Genomic DNA, 19,061 nt, shown 5'->3' with positions numbered 1-19,061 from the left:
TGATTAATTTAGGTTAAAGAAAAAATTTCAATTTTCACTTTATGAAAGCTAAATTTATTTTTAATCCACCATGCTTTTAAATTTCCATCCTTGTTTGAGATAACCATAAGACCAGGAGATCTGTGCCAGAATAAATCCATTTCTGACGGTCTATTTTTACCCAATGGATGTGAGTGAGCACAGCATAAAACTTCTAGCTCATTTCTCCTTGCCCATTTTTGAGCTGCAATTTGATCTTTAGGGTCTATTTCGAAGTAATTATTTTTTGAAAGTTGTATATTTTTTTGATTAAGTATTGTCCTTGCCTTTAAATGGATTAATTTCGATTCTTCTTGCCCCCATATATTGCGACAATTCCATACATATTTTATCTCCCAAAAATTATTTTTGTAATCTGTTGCTGAGCTTTTTTTTTGACCAATTAATATTGCGCAGCCTTCTTTGGGCTCTGCTGCCTTTAAAAACCTAGAAAGAATACTATTGGTGTTGTTATGGAATTCAATATAATTTGGAATTTTCATTGGGAAAAATGATTTGATTCGGCATCCTCTCTATTTTGGTTCGGACTTATCTCTATTATGCCTATGGCATTTATTTAATTAATTCGATACGCTCAGTCCATATTTGCTTAGTAGCTTGTGTTCATGTCTGATGTAAATCCTGATTCTAAAGATGAATCAAAGGCTGGGAAAACTGAAGGTGTTAACTTTTCGGAACGTTACAGTGATGTGATGGGAAAAGTTAATGAATCTTTGAGCAAGATTGATTGGACTCAGATGGGTAAGTATGGCAAGGCAGCAGGTATTATTGCTGTGGTTGTTCTTGCTCAAGTATTAATCAAGGTTGTAATTGATACAGTTAATTTCTTCCCAATTCTTCCCGGTTTGCTAGAACTTCTTGGAATTGTAGTGTTAGGTCAATGGAGTTGGCAGAACTTAACAACAAGTGAAAAAAGAACTGCTGTATTTGATAAAGTTCAGACTCTGAAAAAAGAGTACTTAGGTTAAATTTATTAAAAATATTAAAAGATCTAAGATTTCGTTAACGACGTGATCTTAGATCTTTTAATATTTTTAATGAGTTTTCTTTGTAAGAACCACCGAAAATATTTGCATGATTAAGCAAATGGTAAAGATTGTAGATCAAAGTTCTATCTTTTGAAAATTTATCTAGTGGCCAAATTTCCTCATATCCCTCATAAAACTCTTTATTAAAACCACCAAATAATTTAGTCATAGATATGTCAACTTCTCTGTCTCCCCAGTAACTAGCAGGGTCAAATAGACTCCCTAAACCATTTTTAGTGTTTCCACAATTACCTGACCAAAGATCACCATGCACTAGCGACGCTTGTGGACGATGATTATTTAGATATGAGCTTAAATATGTTAAAACATCTTCATGCTCTTCAATTTCTACTCCCCATTTAGCGGCTTGTATAAGTTGTGGTCTCAGTCGGTAATTAACAAAAAACATTCCCCAATTACTATCCCATCCTTTTGATTGGGGATTAGAACCTATAAAGCCTTCTTTCTCCCATCCAAAGTTTTTATTGTTTTCTTCAGTTGATGATTTATGCAGTAGAGCTAACCCTTTACCTAGTAAATTTTGTTTAGATTGTTTGAGATCAATCCACTCTAGAAAAAGTATAGATATCTTCTGAACAATTATTAGATCAAGGGGCTTAGGAACACAAATATAAGATCCGTTCGCAAATCTTGTGAGGACTAAAAGACACTCACGTTCGAACTCAAACATATTAAGATTGTTTATATGATTTGATTTGGCAAAAACTTTTTTCCCATTTTGGAAATGAACGCACCAAGCTTTATGAATACACCCCCCCCCTACGGGAATTATCTTATCGACTAAGGAGTTTCCGTTTATTTTATTTGATTTTGAGAGAGCCTTTTTTATTAAGTCCTCCATTCACTTATTTTACCTGATAATTTTTTATGTCTGAAGAATCTATCATTGTTGTTGGAGGAGGTATAGCTGGCTTAACAGGTGCAGCTTTGCTAGCAAAAGAAGGCTATTCAGTAACTTTAATTGAAGCACATACTCAATTAGGTGGTTGTGCCGGAACTTTTCAAAGAGGTCCATATACTTTCGATGTAGGAGCTACGCAAGTAGCAGGTCTCGAGAAAGGAGGTATTCACCATCGTTTATTTAATTTTTTAGATGTTCCAATACCAGAGGCAACAATTTTAGATCCTGGATGTTCGGTTGTTCTAGGTGATGGGACTGAGCCAATTAATCTTTGGCATGATCCATTAAGGTGGGAGAAAGAGAGACAACAACAGTTTCCAGGAAGTGATCCCTTTTGGTTTCTATGTTCTCAAATTCACAAAAGTAATTGGGAATTTGTCGATAGAGATCCAATCCTTCCAGTAAGAAATTTTTGGGACTTAAGTCAATTAATTAGAGCAATACGTCCTTCAAATCTTTTAACAGGTGTTTTGAGCAAGTTGACTATTGCTGATTTGCTTAGAATCACAGGTTGCCATAGAGATAGACGTCTTCGAAGATTTCTTGACCTTCAATTAAAACTTTATTCTCAAGAGCCAGCAAGTAGAACTGCAGCATTATATGGTGCAACTGTTCTTCAAATGGCTCAGTCGCCTAGAGGTCTTTGGCATCTTCATGGATCAATGCAAATCCTTAGCGAGCTATTGAAAAATAGTTTTTTAAGAGATGGTGGGAATCTTTTGATTGCCCATAGAGTTACTCGTATATTCAGTAAAAAAGATACAAATACTTTTGATGTCAGTCTCATTGATAGAAGAAATAAGTTGATACAGATAAATGCGACAGATATTGTTTTTAGCTTGCCTCCTCAATCTCTTTTAGATTTAATTCCCATTGATGGAGGTTTGTCGAAAGGATATCGTGAAAGTATAAATAAATTACCACAACCAAGTGGTGCACTTGTCTTTTATGGAGCTCTAATCCGTTCTGATTTGCCGGATAATTGTCCAGCTCATATTCAAATATTTGATGAGCATTTTGGCTCTATCTTTATTTCTATAAGCATGGAAGATGATCAACGTGCGCCTATTGGTATGGCTACTTTAATTGCAAGTATATTCGTTGATATTGATCAATGGTCTCATCTAGAGAGTCAATCCTATATCAGTAAAAAAAATATCGCAGCTAAGCAGATTATTGCTATTTTAAATAACAAGTTTGATTTACGAGAAACTAGTTGGACTCATAAAGAACTTTCTACGCCTCGAAGCTTTGAAAGATGGACAGGACGTCCTGGTGGCATAGTCGGAGGTCTCGGCCAACATCCATCTCAATTCGGCCCTTTTGGCTTGCCAAGTAGAACCCCACTTAAAGGGTTATGGCTGTGTGGAGATTCAATATATCCTGGTGAAGGTACAGCAGGTGTAAGTCAATCAGCAATGATGGTTGTGAGACAATTAATGGAACGTAAAGGTAGACATTTGAATATTCCTGTCTTTAGATAGTAGCTTATGAAATAAAATTTTTTCGTCCTTCCTGCGTTCTGATTAGTATATTTTCGAGTTCATTCCAATTCTCTTCAAGTAAATATTTTTCAAAAAGATCTAGAGAATGTCTATAGAATAATAAATTCTTCATTAAATTTTTCTTATTTAATTTTGCCATAGATACTCCTAATGCTGGATTGCCCCCTCCTACCCGAGATGTATCCGCAAACCCATTGGATGCAATACTTTTTGTAAGTGAATATATAGAAGGGTTTGTATTGGTAAAGAGTGTATTTAGCAAAGCCGCGCTAATAAGAACGGGTAAATGTGAAATTAAGCTAACAGCTTCATCATGTATTTGAGCTTCAGCGCTTATCCATTTACAGCCTAGTGACAGAGAAATTTGATGAATTATTTCGAGTGCTTTCTGATCAGTTTCTTTATCTGGAGTTACAACCCATGGCTTATTTTTAAATAAATTGTGTTGACCTGCATTAACTCCAGATTCTTCTGTTCCTGTCATTGGATGACTTGCTATAAAACGCGGATGTAAGCTCTTCCAGGTATTTAAAATAGGAACTTTTACAGATCCAACATCTGTAACAACAGCATTTCTAGGAATGGCATTAATTAAAATTGATGACGGCTTTAGGAGTTGATCAAGTGGTAAAGCTATATATATAACGGAACAATCTTTTAATATATCTGGATCTGTACTTACTATCTGGGCGAGTTTTCGTTCTCTTGCTTTTATTGCAGTTTTTTCTCGATGAGTAACTCCATACACTGTATAGCCAAGCTTTTGGAGATCTAAGCCTAAGGACCCTCCAATTAGACCCAATCCCACAATTCCAATATTTTTTGAGGGTTTTGATTTAAGCTCCATAAGTATTATTGTTCTATATCTTCATTGATAGGGCAACATGATTAAAAGAATTTATTGATAAAGGGTTTTCTAATGCTTGAAGTGAATTCACATAATCATTTAAAAAAATACTATCAAAATAATGTTGTTCTATGGCCTCATAATTTGACGCTAACAAGATTGATTTCTAGAAGTTTAAGCCGTAAAGACAATACTTTTATTCAATTAACAAGTGATAGTAGAAATTTTTGGTGGCCGGGTCTTTTGATTCCACTTTGTTTGCATAACAATAATATTGTGCTGATTCTTTCAGAGAAACAATGTCGACAATTGTTTGAAGTTGAGTTACCAAAATTAAGATCTAGTCGATTGGTTTTCGATTATGTAGAAGGAATAGAATTAATTCCCTCAGATAAAAAAATATGGATTCTTAGGTATCAAGATCTTATTTTTGCAAATGAAAATGGTTTATTAAAAAATCGCCAATTAATTTTTCCTGAATCTGAGTTTATGGCTAATGAGCTTAGAGAGTCGATGTCGATTAAAATTACTTCAAAAGATTGGGAGCAGTTAATTGATTCTCATTCAAGTTATGAAAAATCAATCATTGAAGTTCATGAGCGTTTAAGTAGGCGACTTTTCTGTCAATCTGCTACTACTGATGCTGCCATCAGAATTGATAATAGAGAAATTTTAACTTTAAAAGAAATTCTGAAAAATGAATTACCTTTAGCAATACCTTGGGAAAGAGCTTTTAACGTGGTCAATAATGAATGGGTCACATGGGCAAAATTAGATAATAAAACACTCGGCTGGGATTGGCATATTCAACCTTTGGTTCCTTTGCAAACTCTCTCAGGTTTGTTATCTAATAACACTCTTTTGCTTCTGACTAATTCAGGCAATACTGATTCTTTCTTTTTAGATTTAAACAGTAAGAAAATCTCTTTTACTTTGAAGGTGAATTTAGGGAATAGGCTTGAGCAAGAACCCATTCCTTTATTTGTACCTAAAAGACAACCGCTACCAAATACATCTCAATTTTATCGGTATATTTTAAGACAATGTCAAAGATTAATCCTTTGTCGTATTCATGCAACCATTATTTTAGTTGATGATCTACAACTACGACTTCAACTAACTAGTGAATTGGCTGGAGAGTTTGGATTGAGAGTTGTTCATGAAACCACTAATATTGAAACTAATGGGATTATTTGTTGTAGTTGTAATTGGTGGATTATTAATCAACACAATCTACCTGTTCCTGATCAATTGATTTTCCCTATAATTCCATTGCCTACTTTAGAATCACCTTGGATTGCTGCTAGAGTTGAAATGCTGAAGCAGCAAGGTCGTAACTGGTTTCGAGACTTCCTTCTGCCAGAAACTCTTGCTACCCTTCTCAAATCTGTTGCATTCATTAGAGGTAAAGATGTTCGAGTCGCCATACTTGATGGTCGTATGCGTAATAGAAGTTGGGGAAAATTAATATTTGAAGCTCTTGAGCCTTGGGTCATTTTGGAACGTTTATTGCCTTATTAAAATCAATCTCTTAGATTAAAAAATATTGTTTTTTAATAATGGGAGAAGCTCGTCGAAGATCTGAACAAGGTTTGAAACCACGTGGTAAAAAAAACTCTAGTAATCAGTCACCCCGCATTGTCTCTTGGTTCCCTGTTACTCAAGCACAAAGAGATCAATTTATTCAATTAAGTATTCGTACAGGATGGATAGGTATTGCTGCTTTAGTTGTTCTTTGGATCGTTGTTCGTTTTATTGGACCTGCGGCAGGGTGGTGGGTTCCTGCAGATATCTGATGAATTCAAGTAATCTATATTTCTTCCCTTTAGCCGTTTGCCGAAACTTGGCCTAAATTTGCTCGCGATGAAGTATTGCGCGCAGCAGTAGCTAATGGACGCATTGAATTAGCACTTACTTCTGAGCCTTCAGTTAATTTTTCTTTTACCAACTTTTCAATGATTTCTTTTGATTCTGGATTTTGTTCAAGCCAAGTAATGGTATTGTCTCTTCCTTGCCCAATATTGTCGCCTTCATAGCTATACCAAGCCCCTTTACGAGTAACGATATTAGTTTCATCTGCTAAATCTAGAAGACAACCAAGAGTACTAATCCCTTTCCCGAAAAGGATATCAAATTCAGCTATTCGAAATGGGGGTGCGACTTTATTTTTTGCGACTTTTACTTTCGCACGAATCCCATATTCTTCAGTTCCTCTCTTTAATGTTTGAATACGACGAATATCTAATCTTACAGAGGCATAAAATTTAAGAGCATTTCCACCAGTTGTTGTTTCTGGATTCCCATATGTAATACCAATTTTTAGACGTAATTGATTTAAGAAAATGACTGTGCATCCAGATTTACCAATATTTCCAGTAATTTTTCTCATCGCTTGGCTCATTAGACGGGCTTGGGCACCTACTGAATGATCACCCATTTCCCCTTCTATCTCCGAACGAGGTGTCAGTGCAGCGACTGAGTCAACAACAACTAGATCAACTGCAGCAGACCTAATAAGTTGGTCAACGATTTCCAATGCCATCTCTCCTGTATCTGGTTGAGATACGAGAAGATTCTCTACATCAACACCGAGAGAGGCTGCATAGACGGGATCAAGAGCATGTTCTGCATCTACAAAGGCAGCAACTCCGCCATTCCGTTGAATCTCTGCTATTGCATGTAATGTAAGCGTTGTTTTTCCAGAACTTTCTGGACCATAAATCTCTACTACACGTCCTTTGGGATAGCCGCCACCAAGAGCTAAATCAAGTGTTAGAGCACCCGTCGATATCGTTTCTACTCGCATCTTTGAAGCATCCCCTAGACGCATGATCGACCCCTTCCCGAAGTTGCGTTCTATTTGTCCAACTACCAAACTCAATGCTTTTTCTTTCTCTCCAGATTTTGGTTCTATTTTTTTAGAGTCAGATGATTGGAATGGCTTGACTTCGCTTGGCATGACAAATAACTTTAATTCAAATGGATAACAACAGATGTTGATTGAGATTGATGATTAAATACTCAAATTCTCAACGAATATCAATTACACCGATAGTACAGACGTACGCTATTTAGTCAAGGCCAGTTCGAAATGGGTTCTCTTAAAATTTCTAGATCTATTAATTTAATACCAGAAGGAAGATTCTTTCGATCGTGGGGTTTTAAGTATCCCCAGCTTGCTAAATAACAAGGGATAGATCTTAGCTGGGGATCTTCAAGGACTTTTTCTAAGGTGCTTCTCCGATCTTCAATAAATCCTCGGATTACTCTTTTGTGTAAGAGTTTCTTCAAGATATCGATTTTACTGCCTGACTCGTGACCAAAAATAAGTTTGGGCTGAAGGCTGAAAGAATGCAAAAGTTTTTTTGTAAACTCAAAACTTTTTGTAGTTAAAACAGCAAATTCAATACTTTCTTTCTCAAGTTGATGGAGCCGTTGAACTACTGAAGCAAAAGGTTGGTGATAATTTAACCATTGATCAAAATTATTTGATATCGCTTCTCGTCGCGTTTGATTTAAAGCTTCTTGTAATTGAGAAGGTGTCCAACCCCATCTATTCAGTATAGAAGAGCATTCTTTTGAGTAATTTTTTGAGAACTTTTCAATCCCATTTAAGTTGATTTGACTGGTTTTATCTGAACATTCAGCAGCCAGGATAACCATTTCCCAACCATGGTGAACCCAGGGTCTCATGGCCTTAAAAGTTGTAGGGATCTCATGCGGCAAAAAAATTATTTCTTTTTCTTGAGAAGAAATTATGTTTAGAAAAGTTTGACTAGAACTTGCCCAATACTCCTTAATGCCGTCAACGATGACACCATCAAAATCAAGAATAAGTAACGGTTTATCTATCACTAAAAGTTGAAAACTGGGCCGCTAGGATTCGAACCTAGGAATGTCGAGACCAAAACCCGATGCCTTACCACTTGGCGACGGCCCATTATTCCAGATCTATGTTTGCAATGGATAGACACAGATTTGGATTCTTTCTCTTAGATAATTGCATATTTGATTCAATCCTGTCATGTCCTTATCAAGATTTTTTGAGTTAATACCAAAATTTCTTCTTGATAGAACCTAACTAATGCTTTCGTATGACTGATTTGGTTAGGAACATTCAATTATGAAGATTTTCTTATGAGCCAAGGATTTACTAATCGTTTTGCTTCTGAAAGAGCTGCTTCCCAGCCTTCTGGCCAATCTTTAAGACTAATTCGTTTTCGTTGAGCCTCCTCTAACCATGGTTGAATTATTTTTCTTGCTTTACCTCCAAAAGCAACGCCTTCAGGTCCATTAATCTCTGGTAAGTACTTAATTGTTGATTCATTAGTACCGCCAGCAAGTTGTAAAGGTCCTGGTGGGGCTATTGGGCGTATCTTTTCCCAGAGTTTTACTGCGATTTTGGCCGCACCTGCTCCTAGGTCTCCACTCATCCTCCGTCCATCAAGTTGCCAAAGAGGTTTTTGATTATGAATTCTCAGGAATTTATGGCGAAGCCAAAGTTCTTCAGCTAATTCTTCATGATTGATTCCATGCCCTTGTAATCCGCAACTAACAGATAATCGCTTTAGCTTTAGATTTGCTTTGAAAATTTCCTTGATTGTCTTTTCAAACTCTTTGACTCTTCCAGGAGCAGTATGAATTTCTACTGCATCTGGTTTAATCGTCGTTAACAATGGAGCGAAATCTTTCAGAGTTAATCTTCGATCCTTTTCTTGAATGATTCCTAATGGGCATGTATCAATACATCGTCCACATCCATAACATTTATTGGTGTTTACACCACCCTCGTTTCCTATCGCAAGAGCTGGACAAATATTTTGACAGGGTCGTAAGCAATTCGAAGGACACAAGTCTGGGTTAAACCAAGCTTTTCGAAAATGTGCATCTTGTCCATCACTCAAGCTAATCATCAGCCATGGCTTTTTCCCATAAGTTTCAAAAACCCAGTCAATAGAATTGCGAGCTGCATTGATAACTGCTTCGTCTGCTGCAAGGTCAATGCAATGAACACCTGCTGCTCCATAAATTGAGCAAAGATCAACTATTGATGGTAAATCTTGATTACTAGCTCCGCAGATTAATTTGACCCAGTTACCTTTTTTGAGAGCTTCAGAATTACAAATCGAATTGTTAGTAATCACCTGGATTAATCTTTAATTTTCACTGATGAATTCATTTAATGGTTGCCATTTAATACTTCGAGCTCCTCCCATTTCAATAACAATTTTTATGCGTGGTTCTTTTTGGCAAAGATTATTGATGGATAGTAGTTCAGACTTTGACAAGACTTGGCCCTCTAACAACCAAAGGACTAAGGTTTTATTTTCTACCAATAATTCATTTAATTGTGGAATGACTTGTTGTACCTCACCCAATGCACCATTTCTCCCAACATTTTGATGTCCCAAATGTGGTGGCCTGATCCCATGTAATTGGCTAAGAAAGACAACAGGGTCACCCAATCCCCTCGCGGAAGTTATCTGAGTCTGATATCCATTAGCTCTAAGTCTTCGAAGTAAACGAGTTTCTGCTCCTCCTTCTAATGGCGTCAGGATGGCAAGACACCCAAATGATTCAAGATCAGTGCGAAATTTCTGACCAGAAAGTAATAAAGGCATCCTTAAATCAAATTCTTTATCTTGTTCATGTGAAGCATCACACAAAATGGACGTTAATAGTGTAATCTTATAAGTTGCTAAAGCTTTCTAAGCCCGTCCGCTAGCCGAGCCTCTAGAACCTTAAGCAGACTAGGCGTATGCGTTTAGTCTTTTTGGCCAGTACAGAAGAATTAATTTACTTTTGTCGAGATACTATTTGAACTTTTAAGAAAGTTTAGAAAAGTCTCAGCCAGCTTATTATCGCTAGCATTTCCAAACAAATTGAATTTAAATTAATTTCAACTTTTTTGGCTAGATAAGCGATTTATTCAGATTACAAGTCTTTCTTTATACAGATTGACCTTTCGCTGGCGTTAATTTAACTCATGTCTTTAGGAATCTTAGGTAAGAAGTTGGGGATGTCCCAACTCTTCGATGATCAAGGCAGAGCCGTTCCAGTCACTTTGATCGAAGCGGGTCCCTGTCGAATAACTCAATTGAAGTCTGCTGATACAGATGGTTATGCCGCTGTACAGATAGGTTTTCAATTAATTCGTGAAAAACTAATCAACAAGCCTTCAAAAGGTCATCTTTCTAAATCAGGGGATGATCTTTTGCGTCATCTTCGAGAATACCGAGTTGAAAATTCCAGTGAATTTGAACTTGGGGCTTCAATAACTGTAGATGATTTCGAAAAAGGTCAGAAGGTTGATGTTAGTGGCGACACTATGGGTAGGGGATTTGCTGGTTATCAAAAACGACATGGGTTTAGTCGAGGTCCTATGAGCCACGGTTCAAAGAATCATCGATTACCTGGTTCAACAGGAGCTGGAACAACTCCAGGTCGTGTTTACCCAGGCAAGAGAATGGCGGGTCGTTTTGGTGGTAAAAAAGTAACTACTAGAGGCCTTGAAATTCTTAAGATAGATATTAATCACAATCTTTTGGTAGTAAAAGGATCTGTTCCAGGGAAGCCTGGATCTCTTCTAAACATAAGACCAGCCAAAAAAGTTGGCGTCTCTACCCAACAAGGAGGTAAATGATGGCTAACTGTACTGTTCTTGATTGGCAAGGTAAAGAATCTGGCGAATTATCAATTGACTTGAAAACTGCCAAGGAATCTACGGCAGTAGATCTATTACATCGAGCTGTGTTGCGTCAGCAAGCTCACAGCCGTCAGGGAACTGCAAGCACTTTGACTAGATCAGAGGTTCGAGGCGGTGGTCGCAAACCCTACAAACAAAAAGGGACTGGTAGAGCTAGACAAGGTTCAATTAGAACCCCTCTTCGTCCAGGAGGTGGAATCGTATTTGGTCCTAAGCCCAGGAAATATAATTTGGAAATGAATAGGAAGGAACGTAGACTTGCTCTGAGAACTGCTCTTATGAGCAGAATTTCAGATGCAAAAATAATTAAAGACTTTGGTTTAAAACTAGAAGTTCCTAAAACCAGTGAAATCGTTTCACTACTCAAGCGAGTAGGAATTGATTCTGATGGAAAAGTTTTAATCATTCTGAATCAACCTTCAGATATTATTAAGCGTTCAATCAGAAACTTGGAGAAAATCAAGCTTATTTCTGCTGATCAATTAAATGTGTTTGATCTTCTCAATGCTAATTCATTGGTAATAGGTGAAGACGCATTATCAACAATTAAGGAGGTCTACGGTAATGACTAAATTTTTTGATCAACGACTTACTGATGTGATTAAGCGTCCTTTGATAACAGAGAAGGCGACAAAAGCTTTGGATTTAAATCAGTACACCTTTGAAGTCGATCCAAGAGCAGCTAAGCCAGATATTAAAGCTGCTATTGAAAAAATGTTTGATGTAAAGGTTCTTGGTATTAGTACCATGAATCCCCCTAGAAAAAGTAGAAGAGTTGGTAGGTTTTCTGGCAAGAGGCCACAAGTGAAGAAGGCTGTTGTTCGTCTAGCAGAAGGCAACTCCATCCAGTTGTTCCCAGAATCTGAGGAGGCTTAAAACAATGGCTATAAGAAGTTTCAAACCCTATACTCCAGGTACTAGGACAAGAGTTGTAACTGATTTTAGTGAAGTTACATCTAGTAAGCCTGAGCGTTCACTTGTAGTATCTAAACATCGCAAAAAAGGACGCAATAACAGAGGCATAATTACTTGTCGGCATAGAGGTGGAGGACATAAAAGGTTATATAGAATTGTTGATTTTCGTCGAAACAAGCACGGTGTTTCTGCAAAGGTCGCAGCAATTCATTATGACCCTCATCGCAATGCAAGACTTGCACTTCTCTTCTATTCAGATGGTGAGAAGAGGTATATTCTTGCACCTGCTGGTATAAGTGTTGGCCAAGAAGTTATTTCAGGTCCAGATGCACCAATTGAAACTGGTAATGCTTTACCACTTTCTTCAATGCCTTTAGGATCCAGTGTTCATTGTGTTGAGTTGTATCCCGGTCGAGGGGGACAAATGGTTCGCACAGCTGGAGCTAGTGCCCAGGTCATGGCTAAAGAAGGAGATTATGTTGCATTGAAATTACCCTCAACAGAGGTTCGTTTAGTCAGAAAAGAATGCTATGCGACCCTTGGAGAGGTTGGTAATTCTGAAATTAGAAATACAAGCCTTGGGAAAGCTGGAAGGAGAAGATGGCTTGGCAGACGCCCTCAAGTTAGAGGAAGTGTTATGAATCCATGTGATCACCCACATGGAGGAGGCGAGGGCAAGGCCCCAGTTGGTCGTGCTGGTCCTGTGACTCCTTGGGGTAAAGCTGCTCTTGGTTTAAAAACCAGGAAGAAGAATAAGCCGAGTAATAAGTACGTTCTCCGAAAACGTCGTCGAGTTTCTAAACGTAGTAGAGGAGGTCGCGATTCATGATTTCTATCTCTCTTTATCAATTCTTTTAAATCGTTATGGGACGTTCACTCAAAAAAGGGCCTTTTATTTCAGATAGTTTGCTTCGTAAAATCGAGAAGCAAAACTCAAATGAAGATAAAACTGTCATCAAAACCTGGTCCAGAGCTTCAACAATTTTGCCAATGATGATTGGCCATACTATTGCTGTTCATAATGGGAAGAGCCATATACCTGTTTTCATAACAGAGCAAATGGTTGGACACAAGTTAGGTGAGTTTGCTCCAACTCGAACCTATAAAGGTCACATTAGAGATAAAAAAGGAGCACGTTAATCATGACTATTTCACCTACCAAAACTGCAGCCCAAGCTCATGGTCGTTACATTCGAGGATCTGCTTCAAAAGTACGACGTGTTCTTGATCAAATTAGAGGAAGAACTTACAGAGATGCATTAATCATGCTTGAATTTATGCCTTATAGATCAACGGAGCCAATAACGAAGGTATTGAGATCTGCTGTTGCTAATGCAGAACACAACCTTGGTTTAGATCCTTCTTCTCTGGTTATTACCACTGCTACGGCTGATATGGGACCCCCAATGAAACGCTACAGACCTAGGGCTCAAGGTAGAGCATTTGCTATCAAAAAGCAGACATGTCATATCAGCATTTCTGTTTCGGCCAATCAATCAATCACTTCTGAGGGTTCAGACTGATGGGACATAAAATTCATCCAACTGGAATCAGGCTTGGTATCACCCAAGAGCATCGTTCTAAATGGTACGCACCTAGTAAAACTTATCCTTTGCTACTGCAAGAAGATGACCGTATTCGTACTTTTATCAAGAAAAAGTATGGTGCGGCCGGGATAAGTGATGTATTGATTGCTCGAAAAGCAGATCAACTTGAGGTCGAATTAAAAACTGCTCGGCCTGGAGTAATTGTTGGAAGACAAGGCAGTGGTATCGAAGAACTCAGGTCTGGTATTCAAAAAACAATTGGAGATAGGAATAGGCAAGTACGAATAAATGTTGTTGAAGTAGAAAAAGTTGATGCTGATGCTTTTTTACTTGCAGAATATATTGCTCAACAATTAGAAAAGCGTGTTGCATTCAGACGAACAATTCGAATGGCTGTTCAAAGAGCACAAAGAGCAGGTGTTTTAGGTTTGAAAATACAAGTTGGTGGAAGATTGAATGGAGCTGAAATTGCACGTTCTGAATGGACACGAGAGGGAAGAGTCCCTCTGCATACTTTGAGAGCAGAAATCGACTATGCAACCAAAGTTGCTAGTACAACTTATGGAGTCTTAGGAATCAAAGTATGGGTTTTTAAAGGTGAAGTTCTTCCTAAAGAAGAACAGCCTTTACCTGTTGGTTCTTCACCTAGGCGAAATAGGTCGAACCGAAGACCTCAACAATTTGAGGATCGATCCAATGAAGGCAAATAAGGAGGTTTAATCATGCTTAGTCCCAAAAGAACTAAATTTCGCAAACAACAAAGAGGCCGTATGCGCGGCGTTGCTACTAGAGGCAACAAAATCGCTTTTGGTCAGTTTGCATTGCAGGCACAAGACTGTGGGTGGGTTACCTCAAGGCAAATCGAGGCTAGTAGACGAGCAATGACTCGTTATGTAAAAAGGGGAGGACAGATCTGGATTCGTATTTTCCCTGATAAGCCGGTAACTATGAGGCCCGCTGAAACAAGAATGGGATCTGGTAAAGGTAATCCAGAATTTTGGGTTGCAGTTGTTAAGCCAGGTCGAATATTGTTTGAAATGGGTGGGGATGAGATTACAGAGGAAATTGCAAAAGAGGCAATGCGTCTTGCTCAATACAAGTTGCCAGTAAAAACAAAATTTATTTCCCTAGAGGAAGATCTCAATAAGGGAAATTATAAACCTGCTAAAACGCAAGTTTCAGCAGATGATTCGGAGTCATCATCATGAGCAAAACAACTACGGAAGATGTAAGGAATCTCTCTGATTCCGATATATCAGAAAAGATTGAAAATCTTCGAAAAGAACTTTTTGATCTTCGATTTAAGCAGGCTACTAGACAGCTAGTGAAAACTCACCGTTTTAAAGAGGCACGAATCGAGTTGGCTCAGCTTTTAACGGTTTCTAATGAGCGAAGCCGCTCAAATACATCATCTTGATTTTTTAGTTATGGCACTTAAGGAAATGGTCGGCACTGTTGTCAGTGACAAAATGCAAAAAACAGTTGTAGTTGCAGTGGAAAATCGATTTCCACATCCTATCTACCAAAAAATCATTAGTCGAACTACTCGATATAAAGCTCATGATGCTGAAAATCATTGCAAAGTTGGAGATAGAGTTCGAATTAAAGAGTCTCCTCCCATGAGCGCTCAAAAAAGATGGACTGTGACTGAAGTTCTTGTTAAGGGTATGAAATCCAAGGAGGCAGTCAAATGATTCAGCAAGAAACATTCCTCACTGTCGCAGACAACAGTGGTGCCAAGCGTTTGCAATGTATTAGGGTATTAGGTTCTAATCGTCGTTATGCCCATGTTGGCGATGTTATTGTTGCTTCTGTTAAAGATGCGATGCCAAATATGGGGGTCAAAAAATCTGATGTAGTCAAAGCTGTTGTGGTTCGCACTAGAGCAACAATGAGAAGAGATACTGGAAATTCAATTCGATTTGATGATAATGCTGCTGTTCTTATAAATGATGATCAAAACCCAAGAGGGACAAGGGTATTTGGTCCTGTAGCTCGAGAATTAAGAGAACGTAATTTTACGAAAATTGTCTCTTTAGCTCCGGAGGTTATTTAGTCATGCCAGCAATTAACAAAAGTAAAGTTTCTTCTGGTCGTATCAAAATGAAGATTCGCAAAGGAGATACAGTTCAGATCATTTCTGGTAAGGATAAGGGAAAAACAGGAGAAGTTCTTCAAATCCTCCCTTATGAAAATAGAGTTGTAGTGAAGGGAATTAATCAAATTACAAAGCATGTAAAGCCATCACAGGAAGGAGAAACTGGTCGAATTGAGACAAAAGAAACTTCTTTACATGCTTCAAATGTAATGATCTACTCAAGTAAAGAAAAAGTTGCTAGCAAGGTTGAAATTTTTGTAGATAAAGACGGATCAAAGAAACGACGATTAAAGAAGACTGGAGAATTAATTGATTAATTAATTCACTATTCCTTTGTCTGAATTAACTAAAGCAGACTTTCTTTTCCTAATTCAATTCTGACCAAGACCAGAATTAATTTTTTTAAGCCATGTCATTAAAAACCCGCTACCGAGAGACAATCAGACCAAAACTTTTAAAAGATCTTGGTCTGACAAATATTCATCAAGTTCCCAAAGTGCAAAAGGTCACCTTAAATAGAGGACTTGGTGAAGCTGCACAGAATTCAAAATCTTTAGAAGCTTCTCTAGCTGAAATGGCTACTATTTCAGGTCAAAAAGCTCTTGTAACGAGAGCAAAGAAAGCAATCGCCACTTTTAAGATTCGACAAGGAATGCCAATAGGTTGTGCAGTTACACTTAGAGGTGATCGTATGTACGCGTTCTTGGAGAGGTTCATTAATTTGGCACTTCCAAGGATCAGAGATTTTCGTGGTGTGAGTCCAAAAAGCTTTGACGGGCGAGGAAATTACACCATTGGAGTCAAAGAACAACTTATTTTCCCTGAGGTTACTTTTGACAAAGTCGACACAATTAGAGGCATGGATATCACTATTGTGACCAGTGCTTCTACCGATGAACAAGGCAAGGCTCTCCTTAGTGAAATGGGAATGCCTTTCCGTAAAAAATGAGTTTGATTAGCTAAATACTATGTCCAACCACGATCCAATTTCAGACATGCTCACTCGCATTCGAAATGCAAGTGAAAAACGTCATGAACAAACAAAAGTCCCAGCCTCAAGAATGTCTCTTAGCATCGCTAAGGTTCTTCAGCGAGAGGGGTTCATAGCAGAGATCAATGAAGAAGGAGAAGGCTTTAGAAAGCAGCTCATTCTTGGATTGAAATATACCGGTAAGCATCGCTCACCAATTATTCGTTCAATGCAGCGAGTGAGTAAGCCAGGTTTGAGGATTTATAAAAATACTCGAGGATTACCAAAAGTTTTAGGAGGTCTTGGAGTTGCAATAATTTCCACCTCTAAAGGAGTCATGAGTGATCGTGATGCCCGAAAACAAGGTGTTGGAGGAGAAGTCCTCTGCTATGTCTGTTGATTGATTAGGTACTTAATTATGTCTCGTACTGGAAAAAAACCAATCTCCCTTCCTGAAAAGGTAGATGTAAAAATCGAAGGTCTATTAATCACTGTAAAAGGACCCAATGGTCAATTGCAGAGAATCCTTCCTGATGGAGTGAGCATAAGTAAAAACGATAATTCCATTGTGGTTTCCCCTCTCAATGAAAAGAGAAAGTCCAGAGAAATGCATGGATTATGCAGATCATTAGTAGCAAACATGATTGAGGGAGTAAGTAATGGCTTTACAAAAAAACTTGAGATTGTTGGGGTTGGTTCTAGAGCGCAAGTAAAAGGGAAAACACTTGTTGTTAGTGCTGGGTATAGTCATCCAGTTGAGGTTGTTCCTCCAGAAGGTATAACTTTTAAAGTTGAAAACAATACAAATGTTTCTGTTACAGGTCCCGATAAAGAACTAGTTGGTAATGAAGCTGCAAAAATAAGAGCGATAAGGCCTCCAGAGCCTTACAAAGGTAAAGGAATCAAATATGAAGGAGAACAGATAATCAGAAAAGCTGGTAAATCTGGCAAAGCTTAATTTTCATTATCTTTTTTAAAAAATTTTTTGTCATGTCAAAACTTTCTAGAAAACAACAGACTCAAAAACGTCATAAACGCTTGAGAAGGCACTTAAGTGGAACAGAAGCTCGACCAAGGCTTGCTGTTTTTCGTTCCAACAACCATATATATGCTCAAATAATTGATGATGATGCTCAAAACACCATATGTGCTGCATCAACCCTTGATAAAGATTTGAAAGCTTCTCTAAAAGTTAATGCTGGTAGTTGTGATGCCTCTACAGCAGTAGGAGAACTTGTTGCAAAAAAAGCTTTATCAAAAGGCATCAAACAAGTTATCTTTGACAGAGGTGGAAACATCTATCATGGCAGGGTTAAAGCTCTAGCCGAAGCTGCCAGAGTGGCAGGCTTGAACTTTTAATCATTGCTTTAATAATGACAGACACTAAAAACCAGTCCCAAAATAAAAAAACTTCTGGATCATCAGATGCACCCTCTGCTGATGGTAGACAGGAAAATCGTCGCAACAGAGGCGAAAAACGTGGTGGCAGGAGAGAAAGAAGAGGACAGGAAAGAGACTCTGAGTGGCAAGAACGTGTTGTTCAAATCAGAAGGGTATCAAAGACAGTTAAAGGTGGAAAAAAAATGAGTTTTAGGGCGATAGTTGTTGTAGGCAATGAAAAAGGGCAAGTTGGCGTTGGAGTAGGAAAAGCTGGAGATGTAATTGGTGCCGTAAGGAAAGGTGTAGCTGATGGAAAAAAACATTTAGTTCGTGTTCCTTTAACACGAAATAGCTCTATCCCTACACTCTCAAATGGAAGAGATGGTGCTGCAAGTGTACTGATTCGTCCTGCGGCTCCAGGAACAGGAGTAATTGCGGGTGGTTCAATCCGTACTGTTTTAGAGTTGGCTGGAATAAAAAACGTACTTGCAAAGAGATTAGGTAGTAAGACCCCTCTAAATAATGCTCGTGCTGCAATGGTTGCGCTGAGTGAATTGCGCACTCATAAAGCCACTGCAAGAGAGCGTGGTATTTCACTTGAGCAGATTTATTCTTAAAAAATCATGACTATTAAATTGGAATCACTTCAGCCAAATACAGGATCTAGACGTAAAAAAATGCGTAAAGGTCGAGGTATCGCTGCTGGTCAGGGTGCTAGTTGTGGCTTTGGGATGAGAGGACAAAAATCTCGCTCAGGAAGACCTACTAGGCCTGGCTTTGAGGGAGGGCAGATGCCTTTATACAGGCGAGTTCCAAAATTAAAGCATTTTCCAATAGTGAATCAGAAAAATTTTTCTGTACTTAATGTTTCTAGTTTAAATTCGTTAAAAGAAGGCACAGTCGTTAATCTTGATTTGTTGGTTAAGCAGGGTATTCTTACGAAGCCAAAAAATCCACTGAAAATTCTCGGAAACGGTAAGTTAGAAGTCAAACTTACTGTTCAAGCAGCAGCTTTCACAGAAACTGCCAAAAAGAAAATAGAGGAAGTAGGAGGAACATGCGAGCTATTCTCCTAAGTTCTTAGCCTTGAAAATATAGTTTTCA

Annotated in this window: 29 protein-coding genes and 1 tRNA gene; 22 read left to right on the top strand and 8 right to left on the bottom strand. The window is 38.1% G+C overall.

The annotated features are described in order from the left end of the window. Nucleotides 1–8: 8 nt before the first annotated feature. Complete coding sequence (locus tag DNJ73_RS08680; RefSeq protein ID WP_158467317.1) at nt 9–521, bottom strand: M67 family metallopeptidase; 513 nt, start codon at nt 519–521, stop codon at nt 9–11. A 123-nt stretch (nt 522–644) separates the two neighbouring features. Between DNJ73_RS08680 and DNJ73_RS08675 the strand changes: the two genes are divergently transcribed. Then, complete coding sequence (locus tag DNJ73_RS08675) at nt 645–1,007, top strand: CAAD domain-containing protein (RefSeq protein ID WP_158467316.1); 363 nt, start codon at nt 645–647, stop codon at nt 1,005–1,007. Nucleotides 1,008–1,041: 34 nt separating this feature from the next. Here DNJ73_RS08675 and DNJ73_RS08670 read toward each other — a convergent pair whose 3' ends face one another. After that, nucleotides 1,042–1,929, bottom strand: coding sequence for a fructosamine kinase family protein (locus tag DNJ73_RS08670; RefSeq protein WP_158467315.1), 888 nt, complete (start codon nt 1,927–1,929; stop codon nt 1,042–1,044). Nucleotides 1,930–1,955: 26 nt separating this feature from the next. On the opposite strand from DNJ73_RS08670, the gene crtD reads away from it, so the two are divergent. Next, nucleotides 1,956–3,473 (top strand): C-3',4' desaturase CrtD, encoded by a 1,518-nt coding sequence (gene crtD, locus DNJ73_RS08665; protein WP_158467314.1) that lies wholly within the window; start codon nt 1,956–1,958, stop codon nt 3,471–3,473. A gap of 4 nt (nt 3,474–3,477) precedes the next feature. Here the strand turns inward: crtD and DNJ73_RS08660 are convergent, their stop codons facing one another. Then, the gene (locus DNJ73_RS08660; RefSeq protein WP_158467313.1) at nt 3,478–4,341 is read right to left on the bottom strand and encodes a prephenate/arogenate dehydrogenase; all 864 of its coding nucleotides are present in this window, start codon (nt 4,339–4,341) and stop codon (nt 3,478–3,480) included. A gap of 72 nt (nt 4,342–4,413) precedes the next feature. On the opposite strand from DNJ73_RS08660, the gene DNJ73_RS08655 reads away from it, so the two are divergent. Together DNJ73_RS08655 and DNJ73_RS08650 are read left to right on the top strand one after the other, a co-directional pair. Further along, a complete protein-coding gene (locus DNJ73_RS08655; protein ID WP_158467312.1) occupies nt 4,414–5,862 on the top strand; it encodes a helicase in 1,449 nt (482 codons plus the stop codon). Nucleotides 5,863–5,900: 38 nt separating this feature from the next. Next, complete coding sequence (locus DNJ73_RS08650; RefSeq protein WP_158467311.1) at nt 5,901–6,137, top strand: DUF2839 domain-containing protein; 237 nt, start codon at nt 5,901–5,903, stop codon at nt 6,135–6,137. Nucleotides 6,138–6,166: 29 nt separating this feature from the next. Here DNJ73_RS08650 and recA read toward each other — a convergent pair whose 3' ends face one another. The 5 genes from recA to DNJ73_RS08625 form a co-directional block, all read right to left on the bottom strand. Beyond that, complete coding sequence (gene recA, locus DNJ73_RS08645) at nt 6,167–7,300, bottom strand: recombinase RecA (RefSeq protein ID WP_158467310.1); 1,134 nt, start codon at nt 7,298–7,300, stop codon at nt 6,167–6,169. A 116-nt stretch (nt 7,301–7,416) separates the two neighbouring features. Then, nucleotides 7,417–8,196: an HAD family hydrolase gene (locus DNJ73_RS08640; RefSeq protein WP_158467309.1), complete on the bottom strand. Its 780-nt coding sequence runs from the start codon at nt 8,194–8,196 to the stop codon at nt 7,417–7,419. A gap of 13 nt (nt 8,197–8,209) precedes the next feature. Continuing rightward, nucleotides 8,210–8,281, bottom strand: a tRNA-Gln gene (locus DNJ73_RS08635). A gap of 181 nt (nt 8,282–8,462) precedes the next feature. Next, nucleotides 8,463–9,485, bottom strand: a complete 1,023-nt coding sequence (locus DNJ73_RS08630) for an LdpA C-terminal domain-containing domain (protein WP_158467308.1) — start codon at nt 9,483–9,485, stop codon at nt 8,463–8,465. A gap of 12 nt (nt 9,486–9,497) precedes the next feature. After that, the gene (locus DNJ73_RS08625) at nt 9,498–9,962 is read right to left on the bottom strand and encodes an NAD(P)H-quinone oxidoreductase subunit N (RefSeq protein ID WP_158467408.1); all 465 of its coding nucleotides are present in this window, start codon (nt 9,960–9,962) and stop codon (nt 9,498–9,500) included. Between the two features lie 365 nt (nt 9,963–10,327). Between DNJ73_RS08625 and rplC the strand changes: the two genes are divergently transcribed. The 18 genes from rplC to rplO all read left to right on the top strand — a co-directional run bounded on the left by rplC (nt 10,328) and on the right by rplO (nt 19,033). Then, nucleotides 10,328–10,984: a 50S ribosomal protein L3 gene (gene rplC / locus DNJ73_RS08620; protein ID WP_158467307.1), complete on the top strand. Its 657-nt coding sequence runs from the start codon at nt 10,328–10,330 to the stop codon at nt 10,982–10,984. Then, nucleotides 10,984–11,619 (top strand): 50S ribosomal protein L4, encoded by a 636-nt coding sequence (rplD, locus tag DNJ73_RS08615; protein WP_158467407.1) that lies wholly within the window; start codon nt 10,984–10,986, stop codon nt 11,617–11,619. The genes rplC and rplD overlap by 1 nt, the downstream gene beginning before the upstream one ends. Continuing rightward, nucleotides 11,612–11,923, top strand: a complete 312-nt coding sequence (locus tag DNJ73_RS08610) for a 50S ribosomal protein L23 (RefSeq protein WP_158467306.1) — start codon at nt 11,612–11,614, stop codon at nt 11,921–11,923. The genes rplD and DNJ73_RS08610 overlap by 8 nt, the downstream gene beginning before the upstream one ends. Nucleotides 11,924–11,927: 4 nt before the next feature. Continuing rightward, nucleotides 11,928–12,791 carry a 50S ribosomal protein L2 gene (gene rplB, locus DNJ73_RS08605; protein WP_158467305.1) on the top strand — a complete coding sequence of 288 codons (864 nt, stop codon included), beginning with the start codon at nt 11,928–11,930 and terminating at the stop codon, nt 12,789–12,791. 35 nt (nt 12,792–12,826) lie between these two features. Next, nucleotides 12,827–13,102: a 30S ribosomal protein S19 gene (gene rpsS, locus DNJ73_RS08600; protein WP_158467304.1), complete on the top strand. Its 276-nt coding sequence runs from the start codon at nt 12,827–12,829 to the stop codon at nt 13,100–13,102. A 2-nt stretch (nt 13,103–13,104) separates the two neighbouring features. Further along, nucleotides 13,105–13,485, top strand: a complete 381-nt coding sequence (gene rplV, locus DNJ73_RS08595; RefSeq protein WP_158467303.1) for a 50S ribosomal protein L22 — start codon at nt 13,105–13,107, stop codon at nt 13,483–13,485. Continuing rightward, nucleotides 13,485–14,219 (top strand): 30S ribosomal protein S3, encoded by a 735-nt coding sequence (gene rpsC, locus DNJ73_RS08590; protein WP_158467302.1) that lies wholly within the window; start codon nt 13,485–13,487, stop codon nt 14,217–14,219. The genes rplV and rpsC overlap by 1 nt, the downstream gene beginning before the upstream one ends. 12 nt (nt 14,220–14,231) lie before the next feature. Beyond that, the gene (gene rplP, locus DNJ73_RS08585) at nt 14,232–14,717 is read left to right on the top strand and encodes a 50S ribosomal protein L16 (protein ID WP_158467301.1); all 486 of its coding nucleotides are present in this window, start codon (nt 14,232–14,234) and stop codon (nt 14,715–14,717) included. Beyond that, nucleotides 14,714–14,926: a 50S ribosomal protein L29 gene (gene rpmC / locus DNJ73_RS08580; RefSeq protein WP_158467300.1), complete on the top strand. Its 213-nt coding sequence runs from the start codon at nt 14,714–14,716 to the stop codon at nt 14,924–14,926. Before rplP ends, rpmC begins: the two co-directional genes overlap by 4 nt. Before the next feature lie 10 nt (nt 14,927–14,936). After that, the gene (gene rpsQ / locus DNJ73_RS08575; protein ID WP_158467406.1) at nt 14,937–15,203 is read left to right on the top strand and encodes a 30S ribosomal protein S17; all 267 of its coding nucleotides are present in this window, start codon (nt 14,937–14,939) and stop codon (nt 15,201–15,203) included. Beyond that, the gene (gene rplN / locus DNJ73_RS08570) at nt 15,200–15,565 is read left to right on the top strand and encodes a 50S ribosomal protein L14 (RefSeq protein ID WP_158467299.1); all 366 of its coding nucleotides are present in this window, start codon (nt 15,200–15,202) and stop codon (nt 15,563–15,565) included. The genes rpsQ and rplN overlap by 4 nt, the downstream gene beginning before the upstream one ends. Before the next feature lie 47 nt (nt 15,566–15,612). Then, a complete protein-coding gene (rplX, locus tag DNJ73_RS08565; protein ID WP_158467405.1) occupies nt 15,613–15,924 on the top strand; it encodes a 50S ribosomal protein L24 in 312 nt (103 codons plus the stop codon). Nucleotides 15,925–16,016: 92 nt separating this feature from the next. Further along, nucleotides 16,017–16,556: a 50S ribosomal protein L5 gene (rplE, locus tag DNJ73_RS08560; protein WP_158467298.1), complete on the top strand. Its 540-nt coding sequence runs from the start codon at nt 16,017–16,019 to the stop codon at nt 16,554–16,556. A 19-nt stretch (nt 16,557–16,575) separates the two neighbouring features. After that, nucleotides 16,576–16,977 carry a 30S ribosomal protein S8 gene (gene rpsH / locus DNJ73_RS08555; protein ID WP_158467297.1) on the top strand — a complete coding sequence of 134 codons (402 nt, stop codon included), beginning with the start codon at nt 16,576–16,578 and terminating at the stop codon, nt 16,975–16,977. An 18-nt stretch (nt 16,978–16,995) separates the two neighbouring features. Then, nucleotides 16,996–17,535 (top strand): 50S ribosomal protein L6, encoded by a 540-nt coding sequence (gene rplF / locus DNJ73_RS08550; RefSeq protein WP_158467296.1) that lies wholly within the window; start codon nt 16,996–16,998, stop codon nt 17,533–17,535. A gap of 32 nt (nt 17,536–17,567) precedes the next feature. Beyond that, nucleotides 17,568–17,936 (top strand): 50S ribosomal protein L18, encoded by a 369-nt coding sequence (rplR, locus tag DNJ73_RS08545; RefSeq protein WP_158467295.1) that lies wholly within the window; start codon nt 17,568–17,570, stop codon nt 17,934–17,936. A gap of 14 nt (nt 17,937–17,950) precedes the next feature. Next, complete coding sequence (rpsE, locus tag DNJ73_RS08540) at nt 17,951–18,574, top strand: 30S ribosomal protein S5 (RefSeq protein ID WP_158467294.1); 624 nt, start codon at nt 17,951–17,953, stop codon at nt 18,572–18,574. A 6-nt stretch (nt 18,575–18,580) separates the two neighbouring features. Then, complete coding sequence (gene rplO, locus DNJ73_RS08535) at nt 18,581–19,033, top strand: 50S ribosomal protein L15 (protein ID WP_158467293.1); 453 nt, start codon at nt 18,581–18,583, stop codon at nt 19,031–19,033. Nucleotides 19,034–19,061 lie beyond the last annotated feature (28 nt).

Origin of the sequence: Prochlorococcus marinus XMU1408 (assembly GCF_003208055.1) — a bacterium.
In the GTDB taxonomy this organism is placed as follows: domain Bacteria; phylum Cyanobacteriota; class Cyanobacteriia; order PCC-6307; family Cyanobiaceae; genus Prochlorococcus_B; species Prochlorococcus_B marinus_A.
This window is presented reverse-complemented; position numbering and strand designations above follow the sequence as displayed.